Source organism: Nonlabens sp. (assembly GCF_018401815.1).
Classification (GTDB): Bacteria; Bacteroidota; Bacteroidia; order Flavobacteriales; family Flavobacteriaceae; genus Nonlabens.
This window is the reverse complement of sequence record NZ_JAGYKG010000002.1, coordinates 462,885-477,967: the sequence shown is the minus strand read 5'-3', so window position 1 is coordinate 477,967 and position 15,083 is coordinate 462,885. Positions and strand designations below refer to the sequence as shown.

12 protein-coding genes are annotated in these 15,083 nt (G+C 37.2%); 4 read left to right on the top strand and 8 right to left on the bottom strand.

The genetic code is table 11. From position 1 onward, the window contains the following. The first annotated feature begins 24 nt into the window (after nucleotides 1–24). The 4 genes from KG732_RS06490 to KG732_RS06475 are packed head-to-tail and all read left to right on the top strand — an operon-like array spanning nucleotide 25 to nucleotide 5,550. Nucleotides 25–303, top strand: a complete 279-nt coding sequence (locus tag KG732_RS06490) for a DUF4834 family protein (RefSeq protein ID WP_213521638.1) — start codon at nucleotides 25–27, stop codon at nucleotides 301–303. A 31-nt stretch (nucleotides 304–334) separates the two neighbouring features. Beyond that, nucleotides 335–2,803: a YfhO family protein gene (locus KG732_RS06485; protein WP_213521637.1), complete on the top strand. Its 2,469-nt coding sequence runs from the start codon at nucleotides 335–337 to the stop codon at nucleotides 2,801–2,803. 3 nt (nucleotides 2,804–2,806) lie between these two features. Beyond that, nucleotides 2,807–4,102 carry a glycosyl transferase family 1 gene (locus tag KG732_RS06480; protein ID WP_213521636.1) on the top strand — a complete coding sequence of 432 codons (1,296 nt, stop codon included), beginning with the start codon at nucleotides 2,807–2,809 and terminating at the stop codon, nucleotides 4,100–4,102. Beyond that, on the top strand, nucleotides 4,093–5,550 hold the full coding sequence (locus KG732_RS06475) for an oligosaccharide flippase family protein (RefSeq protein ID WP_213521635.1): 1,458 nt from the start codon (nucleotides 4,093–4,095) through the stop codon (nucleotides 5,548–5,550). The genes KG732_RS06480 and KG732_RS06475 overlap by 10 nt, the downstream gene beginning before the upstream one ends. Before the next feature lie 126 nt (nucleotides 5,551–5,676). Here KG732_RS06475 and KG732_RS06470 read toward each other — a convergent pair whose 3' ends face one another. The 8 genes from KG732_RS06470 to KG732_RS06435 form a co-directional block, all read right to left on the bottom strand. Then, a complete protein-coding gene (locus KG732_RS06470) occupies nucleotides 5,677–6,981 on the bottom strand; it encodes a hypothetical protein (protein WP_213521634.1) in 1,305 nt (434 codons plus the stop codon). Between the two features lie 563 nt (nucleotides 6,982–7,544). Continuing rightward, entirely contained in the window at nucleotides 7,545–9,020 is a 1,476-nt protein-coding gene (locus KG732_RS06465; RefSeq protein WP_213521633.1) for an NAD(P)/FAD-dependent oxidoreductase, read from the bottom strand. Nucleotides 9,021–9,187: 167 nt separating this feature from the next. Further along, nucleotides 9,188–9,415 (bottom strand): DUF2007 domain-containing protein, encoded by a 228-nt coding sequence (locus KG732_RS06460; RefSeq protein WP_213521632.1) that lies wholly within the window; start codon nucleotides 9,413–9,415, stop codon nucleotides 9,188–9,190. A 91-nt stretch (nucleotides 9,416–9,506) separates the two neighbouring features. Further along, a complete protein-coding gene (locus KG732_RS06455) occupies nucleotides 9,507–11,003 on the bottom strand; it encodes a cryptochrome/deoxyribodipyrimidine photo-lyase family protein (protein ID WP_292889366.1) in 1,497 nt (498 codons plus the stop codon). A gap of 294 nt (nucleotides 11,004–11,297) precedes the next feature. After that, the gene (locus KG732_RS06450) at nucleotides 11,298–12,620 is read right to left on the bottom strand and encodes a deoxyribodipyrimidine photo-lyase (RefSeq protein WP_213521631.1); all 1,323 of its coding nucleotides are present in this window, start codon (nucleotides 12,618–12,620) and stop codon (nucleotides 11,298–11,300) included. 5 nt (nucleotides 12,621–12,625) lie between these two features. Then, nucleotides 12,626–13,321, bottom strand: coding sequence for an SDR family NAD(P)-dependent oxidoreductase (locus KG732_RS06445; RefSeq protein ID WP_213521630.1), 696 nt, complete (start codon nucleotides 13,319–13,321; stop codon nucleotides 12,626–12,628). Nucleotide 13,322: 1 nt separating this feature from the next. Further along, nucleotides 13,323–13,835 (bottom strand): SRPBCC family protein, encoded by a 513-nt coding sequence (locus tag KG732_RS06440; RefSeq protein ID WP_213521629.1) that lies wholly within the window; start codon nucleotides 13,833–13,835, stop codon nucleotides 13,323–13,325. A gap of 257 nt (nucleotides 13,836–14,092) precedes the next feature. Beyond that, entirely contained in the window at nucleotides 14,093–14,845 is a 753-nt protein-coding gene (locus KG732_RS06435; RefSeq protein ID WP_213521628.1) for an autotransporter outer membrane beta-barrel domain-containing protein, read from the bottom strand. Nucleotides 14,846–15,083 lie beyond the last annotated feature (238 nt).

Genomic DNA, 15,083 nt, shown 5'->3' with positions numbered 1-15,083 from the left:
TATTTTTACACAAAAGATTATTACTTGAAATTTTTACAAACATTATTAGTTATTTTACTGGTTCTAGTGGGCACAAGATTGGTATGGAAAGCCTTTGGTAAGATGTTCCTTAAGTGGTTAGGAATGAAAGCCTTACAACGGGTTCAAAATAGTTTTGAAAAACGTGCGGGCTTTCAAGAAGGACAAAATCCCTTCCAAAACACTAGCAGTAAGCAATCAACCAATGCCAAATCTTCGACACCGTTGAAATCAAATGAAAAGAAAAAGGTTGGTGAGTACATCGACTTTGAGGAAATTGATTAATTTCCCTCATTCATTCTTATTTAAAATTTTCATGAATTTTGATTTCAAGAAATTAGTACCGCATTTAGCCGTATTTATAGTTTTTATCATTGCAGCACTCGCTTATTTTCATCCCGTTTTAAGTGGTAAAAAGTTGTACCAAAATGATATCGTTCAATATAAAGGTAATGCCAGGCAGCTTATCGACCATAGAGCAGCTACAGGAGAAGAGTTGTATTGGACAGATGCCGTTTTTGGAGGGATGCCTACGTATCAATTAGGTGCACGATATGAATACGATTTTATAGACAGTCTCGATCGTGCCTTGAGATTTTTGCCTCGTCCAGCAGATTATCTATTTCTTTATTTTGCCTGTTTTTATATACTCATGTTGGTCATGAGAGTAGACTGGAAGATAGGTTTACTCGGTGCACTAGCATTTGGTTTTTCTACTTACCTGATCATCATTATTGGAGCTGGTCATAATTCAAAAGCCCATGCTATTGCTTATTTCCCTTTGGTATTAAGCGGTCTTATTCTGGTTTTTCAAAAACGTTACTTACTTGGCTTTGTGGTTACGGCACTAGCCATGTCTTTAGAATTGCAGGCAAATCATCCTCAGATGACTTATTATTTATTGCTAGCGGTTGTGATTTTAGGAATAGCCTATTTCATTGATGCCGTTAAAAAGAATTTGATTCTGCATTACTTTAAATCTATTGGAATTATGATTGCTGCCGTAGTTCTCGCTTTAGGAACTAATGCCGGTAATCTCTTAGCTACTAGTGAATATTCCAAGGAAAGTACGCGTGGGGTCGTCAATTTGACGGTAAACGCTCAAGGCGAAAACGTCTCAAAAACAAGCGGCTTAGACTACGATTATATTACGGATTACAGTTATGGACTATCAGAAAGTATGAATCTTGTTTTACCGCATTTTGCCGGTGGAGGAAGTGGAGAAGTTTATGATGAAACCAGCCAAAGCCGTGAACAGCTTTCTAGAATAGATCCTTCTAATTTAAATGAAGAAGAGATGAGTTACCTCAATCAGTTGGTCTCCCTGAGTCAACGTAAATATTGGGGAGATCAAGCCATTGTAGAAGCACCTGCTTATCTAGGAGTAAGTGTTGTGTTTTTAGCTTTATTATCTCTGTTCTTAATCAAAGGCAGGTTAAAATGGTGGACCCTTACCGCCATCGTACTCACACTACTTCTTTCTTATGGTAAGAATTTAAGCTGGCTTACCGAATTCTTTATAAACTATGTGCCTTTTTACAACAAGTTTAGAGCGGTAACCTCTATTCAAGTTATTATTGAATTGTGCGTACCGGTGCTTGCAGCAATCGGTTTGTGGCAGATCTTTAATAAAAAAACAGCTCTAGAAAAAAAGCGCAACGCATTATTATATGCAGGAGCAGGTTTTGGCGGATTATTGCTTCTTATAGCCTTTTTAGGTTCTTATATCTTTAATCTTACAGGACCTTATGATGAATATTTATTAGACTTTCCTCAGTTAGGGTCAAGGTATGTAAAAGCACTACAAGCAGATCGTTTTGCAATGATTCAAACAGATGCGTTTAAGGCATTGTTATATGTAGGATCGATATGTGGCGCCTTGTATTTGTTCTTAAGCGATAAAATTAAAGAGACAGCGGTTGTAATTGTTTGCGTTGTAGTTATACTATTTGATTTGGTCAGCTTTGATTTGAATTATGTCAATTCAGACGATTACGTCAGCGCTAGAGAATATGCTTTTGCATTTGATAAAACTCCCGCAGATGAAGTGGTGCTTCAAGACAAAGAGCATTTTAGAGTATATGATCAATTAGCAGATCCAGTGAATAGTGGTAGAGCCGCTTATTTTCATAAAGCCATGGGTGGTTACCATGGAGCAAAACCACGTAGGTTCCAAGATTTAATGAATTTCTATTTTGTAGAAGAGCAAGGAATCACTCGAGAACAATTAGAAATATTAGGGATGTTCAATACCAAATATATCTTAGGTCAAAATCAAAACGGAACCGTTGCTCAACAAAACCCAGTAGAATTAGGCAATGCTTGGTTTGTAAGTGAGATTAAAACGGTAGCAGATCAAAACAAGGAAATTCTAGCTTTAAAAGAGCTACATGCAGACTCTCTAGCTGTTATGACCAAAGATCAAAAAGAGTTGATAGGTTTAAAGAGTGTAGGTAAAGATGCTACGGCGACCATAAATCTCAAGGATTACCAAACAGAAGCATTGACCTACACCAGCAACAACAGCAAAGAAGGATTGGCCGTATTTTCAGAGATGTATTATCCATATGGATGGAAGGCTAGCATAGATGGTAGTGAAGTTCCTATTGCAAGAGTTAATTATGCATTGAGAGGATTGAAAGTTCCTGCAGGACAGCATGAAATCGTTTTTAAGTTTGTACCAGAAGTCGTAAAAACAGGTTCTACCATTATGTTGATTAGTAATATACTATTGCTATTGATCGTTTTAGGTGGTTTATTTTTAGTTTACAAAAAGAACGTTTAGCCCTTGAAAAAGCCAGTGTTGATCATCAGTTATTATTGGCCGCCAGCTGGGGGGCCAGGTGTACAGCGCTGGTTGAAGTTTGCAAAATACCTTCCTAGAAATGGTTATGAGGTAACAGTAGTGGTACCCGAAAATCCTGATTATCCAGTATTGGATAAAAGCTTAATAGAAGACATTCCAGAAGATATTAGACTGATTAAAGTTCCCATTAAAGAACCTAGTAGGATGGCTGGTAAGCTTTCGCGAAAGCGAACCAAAAATCTACAACGCGGTATTTTAAATAAAAAAGCTAGTTTTCTAGAGCGCACTCTGGTATGGCTGCGCGGCAATTTTTTTATTCCAGACGCTAGAGTAGGATGGAAGCAACATGTTTTAAGAGCAGTAGAACCTTATCTTTCAGAAAATAGGGAATGTACGGTGATCACTACAGGTCCACCACATTCGGTTCATTTAATAGGAATGGAATTGAAAAGCCTTGTCCCATCTATCAAATGGCTGGCCGACTTTCGGGATCCATGGACCACTATAGGATATCATAAAGACTTAATGCTAGGAAAACGCGCTCAAAAAAGACACTTAGCATTAGAAAAAGAAGTGCTTCACACAGCAGATTTGCTAATAGTTACCAGTCCACACACTGGAAAAGAATTTAAATCAAAAACAACAACACCCATACAGTTGATCACTAATGGGTACGACATAACGCCTAACGCGCAAAGTAAACAGCCAGATGCTGGGTTTGTGCTTGCTCATATTGGAACCTTATTATCTGATCGCAATCCTCAATTGTTGTGGGAATCCTTGCAAGAACTCTGTCTAGAATCAGAAGACTTTTCAGCCGATTTTAAATTACAACTCGCTGGTAATGTGAGTCAAGAAATCTTAGATAGTCTGGTGGAACACCAATTAGACCAGTATCTGGACAATAAAGGTTATGTATCACATGATCAATCTGTGGAGTTGATGTTTCAGGCACAAGCTTTATTGCTTATAGAAATAGATACCGCAGAAACTAGAGCCATTATACCAGGTAAAATCTTTGAATATTTTGCAAGCCGCCGTCCTATTATAGCCATAGGTCCTAAAGAAGCAGCCATAGAATTACTGATTACGGACACTCATTCTGGTGAGTTTTTTAATTACCAACAAAAGGAAGCCTTAAAAAAGTATATCAGTCACCTCTATGAGCTTTATAGAAAAGGTCAAAATGACAGTAATTTCAATGATCAAATAGATAGGTATCAGCGTGCTCATTTGACTCAAATTCTTTCTAAAACCATAGAATTTGTATGGGAATAGTCGTCAAACAATCCGTTTGGAACCTAGTAATTACTGGGTTGGGTTTTGTGCTAGGAGCACTAAACGTACTGATTCTTGCCCAGGTCTACCTCTCTGATGATTATTATGGTTTATGGAATTATGTGCTCTCCACCTCATTTCTTTTCTTTCCATTGATGTCCTTTGGTATTCATAATACCATCGTAAAATATTACTCGAGTTATACCACTAAAGAAGAGCGTGATGGCTTTTTAACTCAAATGTTGTTGTGGCCTTTATTCATTATTATTCCAATAATAGGAATCATTTATCTGGCTCAGGATACCATAGCTTCTTATATTTCTGATAAAAATGAAATCACAGGGGCTTTTTTATGGTGCATTCCTATGATAGCTATTTTTCAAGCTTATTTTGAGATTTTTTATGCTTGGGTAAAAGTCCACATGAAAACTATAGTCGGTAACTTTCTAAAGGAAGTTTTTTATAGAGCTGGCGCTATGCTTACTTTAATGATGCTTGCTTTGGGTTGGATTGATCAAACAGAGTTCATTTACAGTTTGATGGTTATTTACGCATTACGGGCGTTGTTAATGAACATCATTGCATTTAAAACCTACCTCCCGGTGTTTAGATTTCAGAAGTTGATGAATACGTCAAAGATCATCAATTATAGTATTTATATGATTGTAGCGGGTTCTATTTCTACGGCTTTAATTGATCTTGATAAATTTATGCTCAATCAGTATGTGGCTATTGATCAAATAGGATACTACGGTATTGCCATTTTTATTGCTACTGTGATTGCGGTGCCTGCAAGAGGAATGGCTCAAATAACACACCCGCTTACTGCTGGTCATTTTAATAGAGACGAGATGGGAGACGTAGCACAGTTGTATAAAAGAAGCTCTCTTAATTTAAGTGTGGTTGCCGGTTTTTTATTGGTAATTATCTTTTGCAATCTCAAGGAGTTCTATGCGATGATGCCCCCAGAAACACGTATTGCAATTCCGGTGGTATTTCTCATTGCGCTAACCAAATTTTCAGAAAACTTATTGGGTAGTAATAATGCTATTCTTTACAACAGCGATTTATATAAAGTTACTTTGTGGTTGGGGCTCGTATTAACCCTTTTAGCTATAGGTCTCAATTGGTGGCTTATTCCTATATTCGGTATCATAGGTGCTGCAATAGCTACTTGTGTGGCTTATTTGTGTTACGCTTTCGCGAAAGCCTACTACGTATATATGAAATTAAAAATTCACCCGTGGACTTCTAAAACATGGAATACGTTATTCTTAATAGCTGCCATCATAGGTATCTTTTACTTTTGGGATTTCTTCTGGCATCCGTTAGTAAATATAGCTGTAAAGTCTGTTTTAATCTCACTGACATATCTTTGGTCGATCTATAAATTGAAGTTGTCTTCTGAAATGAATCAGATCATAAAAAGATACCTTTTACGAAACTAGAATCAAATAGGAGCGTAACATCCTTTTGTTTTGTGGGTAAACAATTCAGCTTCTTATGAGTCCATGTAACAAGCCATAAAAAAAGCCGATTCATTGAGAATTGGCTTTTTAGTAAACTTATAAATCTTATCCTCTTTTATTACTCCTTTTGGAGCCATTAGAGCGGTTTGCGTTGCTATTGGAACTTGTTCTAGAACTTCTAGCTTGAGTATTTCTTGAAGACGAGTTTCGCAAATTTACAGTTGTATCATTTCGAGGTGCTGCTCTTCTAGTTGCAGTATTTCTACTCGGAGCAGAATTGCGATTCAATCTTGTAGCAGCAGCTCTGCTGTCGGCGCTACTATTACGACTAGGAGCAGCTCTTTCTGTACGATTTGCTCGGTTACCAACGTTAGCATTTGTGTTTCTATTAGATCGATTAGACCTAGTAGTTGCAGATGCAGTTCTGGTATTCCCTACACTTAGGGTTGTAGATCTAGAAGTACCTCTTGTATTTCTAGTAGTAGCATTTGTTGCTCTATTACTTCTAGTGTTTACAGCGTTGGTACTTCTTCCATTTCTTGAAGTAGATCTTGCATTAGCAGCAGTTGAGCTACGTCCAGTATTTCTATTCGTAGTCGCAGTAGTTCTACCACGATTATTTCTAGTTACTTCACTTCTTCCAGTAGCAATAGCTTGTCTATTTCTAGAAACTCTATTGTTTACTGCTACCGCTCTACCACGTGCATCACGTCGTCCTCTTTCAAAACTTCTGTAGTTCACTCGATCAAAAGGTCGGTAGAAGTCACGTCTGACATTTGCTCCAGCATAAAACCCATTGTAATAGGAAGGCGTATTCCAATAATTTCTGTGATAAGACCATGTATAACGTATCGGGAAATATGACAATCGGTAGGGTGTATGGTACAAAATACATCTACTTACCAGTGGAACACTATAGAAATTGTGCCATGGTTGAAAAACATAGTTTCTATTGTACACATTAATGTATCCATTATAATAATCGATGACACCAGGTCTGCTATAGTAAACATTCAGGTTACCTATACGGTTAATGTAACCACCACGATAGTTTATAAAAACTTCACCTATCTGATTCACACGACCATAAGAGTCGTAGAATACAGGTATTTCCTCTATCTGTATCACCGCACCATAAGAATCATACTGTACGAAGCGGTTGTAATCATAACCAGTGTTGAAAGATACTTGCAGGTTTCCAGTATTTACATAAATATCGGTACCATTTCTATCTTGTAAATAGTTAAAATCAAATTGGCCATCAGGAAATACAGCAAACTCGATTCCATTTTGATTAAAGATAAAGTTCTTTGTGTAATTACGGAAGCGTCGGTCATCTTCTGTGTTTTCTGCATTTGAAAAACCAATTCCAAAAAGAAAAACAAGTGCAAGTGTAAATAGCTTTTTCATAATTAGTAGGTATTACTGTCGGTACTTCTTTATACCAACACTACTACCTAATCAACCAGCATGCCAAACCTCAAAACGCCCCTATGGCATAAGATGCTAACCATCTTTTAAATACCGTAAAATTCTTTAAGTCAGTATTCTATAATTTATTTTATTTGAACAACAATTTGTTTGATAACAGTATTATCAGGAATTTGATACTTTATGATTTGTATTTTTTCAGTTTGAACAAAAGATAGTGTTTGGTCGTCTCACAAAACAAGGCCTAATAAAATCCGTTCCATATCGGATTAGTTAAATGACATCAACGCATAGCCTGGCAGCACGATAACCATTTCTAGGTGTTGGTTGATTTTATTTTTTAGAGTAGTTCAGTTTGGTAATTCTTTACCTATGTACAGTGGTTGCGTACTATTATATTTGAAAGGCGGTGTCAAACCAAATGCCTGGGGTGTTTGATCACTTTCTGAATGAGCGATTTTGACTATTTTTAGAATTTATATTCGTAATTACAAATACAAAAGGGATGCGTATCTAATTAATAAACCAAACAACAATTACATTTAATTTTGCAGTGTCTCTGTATTTTTTAGAATACGTCCTCTGGGTTGATCCCCTTTATAAAGTACCACTTCAGAATGTAAGAATTTAGCTGCCGCAGCAGAATCCTTTACTTTAGAAGCAGTTCGCTCTAACATTTCTGATTCAAAATTGGTTAATACGCTTTCTCTTAGACCCTTTTTTCTCCAATTATTTTGGGGTCTACAGCCTAATGCTATTCCGCGAGCTAGTGCCAGTGCATCTAGCAAAGCTTGATTAGCCCCTTGACCTTTAAATGGGCTCATGGGATGCGCAGCATCACCAACGAGTGTTACTTGTTTTGCTTTTTCTAGGTCTAAAGGATCCAGTAATGCTCGATCATAAACTGGATAACCAGAAACTTGAGCTGCAGAGGTAGCTTCCATAATTTGTGGAATAGGATGGTGCCATTGGGTTCTAAAGCATGCCTCTTCCTTAAGAGCTGCAGGGCCTTTTTCACTTAGGGCTTTAGCATCTTCCTCTGTCATTGGAAAACTAAGTTGCCACATGATGGAGTCTGCGTTGTAAGGCATCATATAAATACGTTCGTGACCGTTAGCAGTTTGAAATACAGTAGCGGAGTCTAATAGTTCATGATCTAAATTATTTAGTTGCTCCAAAGGGCAAATCCCCAAAATAACAATACAATCTAAGTATCGCAGTGGATAAAGTTTTTCATCAATTAACAAATTACGTACCGAACTGCGAATTCCGTCGGCACCGACTACAAGGTCTGCTTTCCTATTGTTCCTTACTCCATCTACGTCAAAACTCAACTCCACTGATTGATGCTTACCTTCTTTAAAATCGATCAACTGATGGCCCCATTGCACCTTTTTATGACCACCTAGTTGATGGAGTAGTGCTAGGCGTAAGGATTGTCTTGCGATATGAATATTGGTGCGTTTAGTAAAATTGTTCTCCTCTGATTCCAGCCATTTTCTAATTCCCCACTCACCGATGACCGTTCCATCTGTAGTATGAACCATATGTTTTGTAGATACTATTCCTTCTGTTAAAGAAAATATACCAAAGCCCTCCATGGCTTTACTCGCTTGTTGCAATGTCAAACCATAACCTTGCGAACGAGCATCAAAGCTTTTGTCGCGCTCGTACAATGTAAAAGGAATTCCCCGGTGCATACAAGCTACAGCCAGTGCTACACCACCGATTCCTGCACCTATTATAGCCACATGCGGGTAGTTTTCTACATCAGGAAGGGTTGGAGAAGAAGCCGCAACCAATCCAGAGCCATTGCATGCGGAGCAGGTAATTAAATGACCTTTTGGTTTTATGGGAGCAGTTCCTTGATCATTTGACTTTTCAAATTGCTCTAAGGCTCGCTGATAACTCAATCTCACCTTCTTTCTCAGGCGCTGACTTTTCTTACCTTGTCCTTTACAAGTTGGGCAGGTGGTGTAGTTCGGGTGTTGGATTTTATTATTTTTTAAGGAGTTCAACAATTAGTTGGTATTATTTTATTTTTCATTCTCCTTTAACAACTATGTTTTTTCATTTCTTAGATGCGTTAAGTAGTTGATTCCTATGTATCAAATATTTTTATTTAAAATACGATCTAAGAATATATGAACTGATTGTAAATTTCTATTACAGCTTCTTCGGCTATTTATAAATTACTGTTTACTTCAAAAGCTCCAAGTAACCTCTTCGACATTTTTAAATCTGAATTTAAAACAAAAACTTCAACACTTTCTCCAGAAGTACCAAAACCTGCCAGTCTTCCTGATTCAATAGGATTCTTAATAAGAAAAGATATATGATGCTCTTCTAGTAAAGATGCTATTCTATTTACTTGAATAGAAGTTCCAGTAAATACACTTATGTGTTCTTTCATATTCAGGTATTATTTGTTTTATATTTTTAATTCAGAAAAGGAATATACAAAAAAGACTTATCATTATTGGCTTTGTAACTCGATGCCAGTTCTAACTTCTTATTTCACCTCCACCAGGCCAAATTTCTCTTCCGGGATTGGTATGCGTATTGACAATTCTACGAGACTCTGACTTTGATCTAGCGTCTTTTTTTATTCCATATAAAATGTCTTGAGCGTGTTTTCGCGCAAGCGTAGTATCTACGATGGGTAGCGGATAATCTTTGCCTAACTCAAAGTTATAAAAAACAGCTTCCATAGCCGGTATTTTCCAGGGTTCATGAATATAGGGAACAGGTAATTGTGCCAGTTCTGGCAGCCATTTTTTAAGAAATACAGCCTCTGGATCGTGATCGAGGCTATTTTTTACAGGGGAATAAATTCGTACCGTATTGATACCGGTAACACCAGCTTGCATTTGTAGTTGTGGGTAATGAATTCCCGGTTCAAAGTCTAAGAATTGTCGCGCCATATGTTCACTAGCCTCCTGCCAAGGTTGCCATAGATGATGCGTAAAAAAACTCACTAACATCGCTCTGATTCTAAAATTCACAAAACCAGTAGCTATCAGACACCTCATACCAGCATCCACCATAGGATAACCAGTCCTTCCTTCTTTCCAAGCTTGTTGAAACTCAAGGTTGATGGGCTGGTGTAAGGACCTAAAAGCTGCATGTACATTGCGGTATTCCATCTGGTATTCCATTTCAAATTTTTCTATGAAATGTGCTTGCCATCTCAATCGCGATAAAAAGCTATTTAGATTGCGTTTGTTTTTAATTTGGCTTTTAAAACTTGCGGCTTTTTGCGCCACCATTCTAACACTTAAGTTTCCCCAAGCGAGGTAGGGTGACAGCCTACTGCTGTAATTTCGACTGGTTAGTGGTTTGGAATAATGAGTATTGTAGCCGTTGATGCGTTCCTCTAAAAATCCTTCAAAGTATTTAAGAGCAGTTGTAGTGCCACCTTTTTGGAAAGGGGTATCCTTATTTGTACTTAAATCAACCGATTTGAAGCTGGAGGAGAGTTGTTTAATTTTAGAAATACCAAACAACGAGCTATTGTCAAAATTAGGGTGGTCAAAGTCTTTATTGATAAAGGCAATCCAATGCTCTTTCCAATTGTTTCTATTTTTTAATCCGCGTATGACTCCATTTGCAACAGATTCGCTCCAATGGATCTTCTGATTTTTAAAGTATTCTTTAAGTTTTATATCTCTTTTAAAGGTAAGCAGCAAGCCTGTTTCTTGGTAAGAAAACACATTCTTAATATCCAAGCTAGAAGCTAAGGTCTTAAAAGCAAGTAATGCATCGCTTTCTATGACCAATAATTGCGTTCCTACCGCAGCCAATTTCTCGTTCATATTAACGAGCGATTGTTTGATAAAATCAAAATGACGTTCACTGTAATGAGTGTCATTTAACAACATGGGTTCAAAAATATAAAGTAGAAGGACAGGAACTTCTGAGTTTAAAGCAAGCATCAACGGCTCATGATCCAATAACCTTAGATCTCGTTTCAACCATACGATATTTACTTCTTGTTTCAAGTTGCGGATTCTATTAAGTACAATTTGTACTGGTAAAAAGGGTGCTAAACAGTATTCTGAATTAATTCAGAATCCCACCAATTATTTTAAAAGGGTAATTTTCATTTAGAAAACAACCTTTACTTATGACCCGAAACCTATTGTCGCGACAAAGACTAACCTATAAGGTTTTGAACATTCACAGTATAAGCGCTGGTTTAGAACGCTGATTGGATGATAAATTTGAAATCGGTTTTTGAGTACTTTTTTCCTTGTATCTACCACATTCCTAATTCCTCATGACTTCACCCTTTTCTAAGAAACTGCTTCTTTATAGGTTCTTAAACATCGTTCTCGGGCTTGCTTATGGTCTACCATCATATCTGGGTAGCTTGGAGTTCCAAACTCAGGAACAAATTCTTTGATGTATTTACGTTCCTTGTCAAACTTGTCTTTTTGAGTTATCGGATTAAAAATTCTAAAATAAGGAGCTGCATCAACACCACTTCCAGCGGCCCATTGCCAATTCCCTACATTACTAGACAGTTCATAATCGTTGAGTTTTTCAGCAAAATAAGCCTCTCCCCAACGCCAGTCGATTAATAAATGCTTGATAAGAAAACTTGCCACCATCATGCGTACGCGATTGTGCATGTGACCCGTAGTGTTGAGCTCTCGCATTCCAGCATCTACAAGCGCATAGCCGGTAGTACCGGTTTTCCATTTTTCAAATTCATTTTCATTATTACGCCACTCGATGCGATCGTACTTGGATTTAAAAGCTGCGTCTTTGGTATGAGGAAAATGATATAAAATCTGCATAAAGAACTCTCTCCAAATAAGCTCACTTAAAAAGGTTTTATTATCGGCATGATCGGCTTTGCGTATCATTTTACGAACGCTAACCACACCAAATCTTAAGTATGTACCCAATCTCGATGTTCCTTTTTCTATGGCTGGAAAGTTTCTTGTCTTTTCATAATCTTCAATCAAAGCTGGGGTGACGGTATATGCTGGGATTTTGATTTTTGATTTTGAAAATCCCATATCGCTTAGAGAAACATTAGGTAGATGGGTATTTTTAATAATATTTTTAAGGTAGCCGTCGGTATGATAAAACTTCTGTCCCTCTCCAGAGCCAAAGTCCTTTCTAAAATGCTCCAGCCATTTATTCTTATAAGGTGTGTACACTACATAAGGATCACCATCATTTTTTACAACATCATCTTTTTCATAAACTACTTGGTCTTTGAAAGTTTTGAAGTCTATTTGATGTGCTGCTAGAAGCTCATTTACCAGTAAATCTCGTTCTCTGGCATAAGGTTCATAGTCGTGATTGGTATAAACACTAGCTATGTCATAAGATTTTATGATCTCTTTCCACACCTGCATGGGTGTTCCGTAATACATGGCTATAGAACTCTTGTGTTTGTCTTGAAGTTCTGAACGCATGCGTTGCAATTCTTCATGAATAAACGTGACCCGAGCATCATCTTCTGGGAGTTTATCTAAAATATCGCGATCAAAGATAAAAACAGGTAGCACGCTGAGGTCGCTTTTTAGCGCTTCATAAAATCCTACATTGTCATCTAATCTTAAATCCCTTCGGAACCAAAATACATTTACCTTTTCACTCATAGTACTTATCCTATACTAAGAGAACCTTTTCCTCCATTGACCCCTATTACTTGACCGGTGATCCAACCTTCATTTTGGTTTAGTAAAAACACGGCTAGACTAGCAATATCTTCTGGAGTACCTACACGTTTCAACGGGTGCATTTCGCCCATTTTCTCTTTTTTCACATCGTTGTTCAACAACCTTCCAGCGAGCGGTGTGTCCACTAATGAAGGTGCAATCACATTTACTCTAACCGTTGGAGCATACTCGGCTGCAAGCGCTCTGGCATACCCTTCTATGGCGCCTTTTGCAGCGGCAACACTGGTATGGAACGGCAATCCTGTTGCCACTGCAACGGTGGAAAAGTAAACAATACTACTGGTTCCATCTTTAGTAAGTAATGGCAAAACAGCTCTTGTCGCTTTAATTAATGAAAAGAAATTAATTTCCATATCTTCTTCAAAATGAGACTGTTTCAGCATTTTGAAAGGTTTTAAATTAATACTCCCAGGACAGTAAACAAAACCGTCTAATGAGTCTGGTAAAAGAGAAGTGTCTAATTCGTCAGATAATGCATCAAATGGGATATGAGTTACACCTTCTGGTAAGTTCTCATTCTCTCGGGAAGCTACAAACACATTATTTCCTTCGTACATGTGTTGAACAATTGCATTTCCTATTCCGTGGCTTCCGCCTATAAGTAGTATATTTTTTGGCATTTTAAAAAGTGTTTTTTTGTTTTATTTCTGATTCTTGAACGTTGTTATGGTTTTCTTCAAAAGCACCGAAGTGTTTGATGAGCGCGCTTTCGCGAAAGCGGAATAGTTCTTCCAACTTTTTTCTTACCAATGGAGCACCTAATTTACCTATCGCTCCAAAAGGCAATCTATAATGAATCAAATCTTCCATTAATGTGCCTCCATCGATCTCGTAGATAAAGTGTTTGTGATGCCAAGTGGCGTAAGGGCCATACATTTGCTCATCCACAAAGAACTGCTTCTCTTGAACTTGAGTAATGTGAGTTACCCAATTGGTTTTATAAAAAGGAAGTGGTGTGACTGTATATTCTATAAGCTGACCTGGATACATACCTTTTTCGGTACCATATTGCACTTCCATTTTTAATTCTGGAGGAGTGAGAAGTCGGAGGTTGTTAGCATCTGTCAAGAACTTCCAAGCTTCTTCTATAGGGATAGGTAGCTTTTGTTGTGCGGAAAATGAATATAATTTCAAATCTTTTTGTTTAAGTTATAAAGGTAACCCTTAAACAAAAAATAAAGAATAAAGACTTGTTAAATTTGAAGGTAAAAATAAAACCAAAAGGAATATTAAAAACAAAGGCTTGTAAGTTTAAGGAATCATTTTTTTACAGTTGGTATTCATAGAGGCAGCTTTTTTCATTGAAATTTTAATGCGTAAAATGGGTTGAACTATAGCTCAACCATATATTTTATATTTTTAAAGACTTATGAAGAGCTACTCGATTTCAATTAGTCATCAATACGCATCTCAGCATTGCTGTATTCTTTACCTATGGCAATTTTTATCCCTATACTGAAGATCAGGTTAGAAGCATTAATTTTTTTAAAAAGATTAGGTGGTATAGGAGCGTTGGAAGTGTCGTCTCTATAGGAATAAGCAATAGGTTTCCCTAAAGTAGTATGGTATTGAGGGGAGAAAAACACTTGGACTGATCTTCGGAAGTAGTAGTTAAAACGCAACCCACCTTCTAGATAAGCACTTGATGCCGACTCGTTTGCTGTATCATTTGAAAATACTTGTGTGTTACCAATTCCTATTTCAGAAACAGTATTCTCAGGAGTATTTAAAAAAGCAACTCCAGTTTTTGCAAAGGCATCAAATTGGAATCTTCCTTTTGTAAACGAGTAGGTAGGACCTATAGCTATAGAGGTATTGGTCCAGTTGTTAGAGGTTACACTGGTACGATCGTCATTTTGAAAGTCAAGAAAACCAAATTCGTTGGATTGGTGCCTTATGGAAATACCTAGTCCCAAATGCTTATTGGTGTAATAGGAAAACTCTGCACCTATTTGAAGTCCAGATCGAGCGACATCGCCATAATTTGCTGTAGGTTGAGTTATTCCTAGGTCTATAATCAAGTTATATCTTGGGACTTCTCTTAAATGAACCGCATCTTGGATGGCTTTTTGTTGTGAGGAATCGGTTTGTGCAAGGCCAAAAGCAGCAACAAATACAACAATGCATAGGGTAAGTTTTTTCATAGTATAAATATAAGAGTATCTTTTTTATTGCGATTCCTTTAAGTGAGATTAAGGTATTAATAATACGATTTTTGAATATCCTAATGGTATTTAGATAAATCTAATCAATACAGATACTATGAGTACAAAGAACTAGAAGGAAAAATGGACGAGACAAAATATAAATCACAGAATACGTTAGAAAACTATCTGATGGTTCATTTATCAAAGTCGAAGGAAAAGCGGATCAATCTACAGG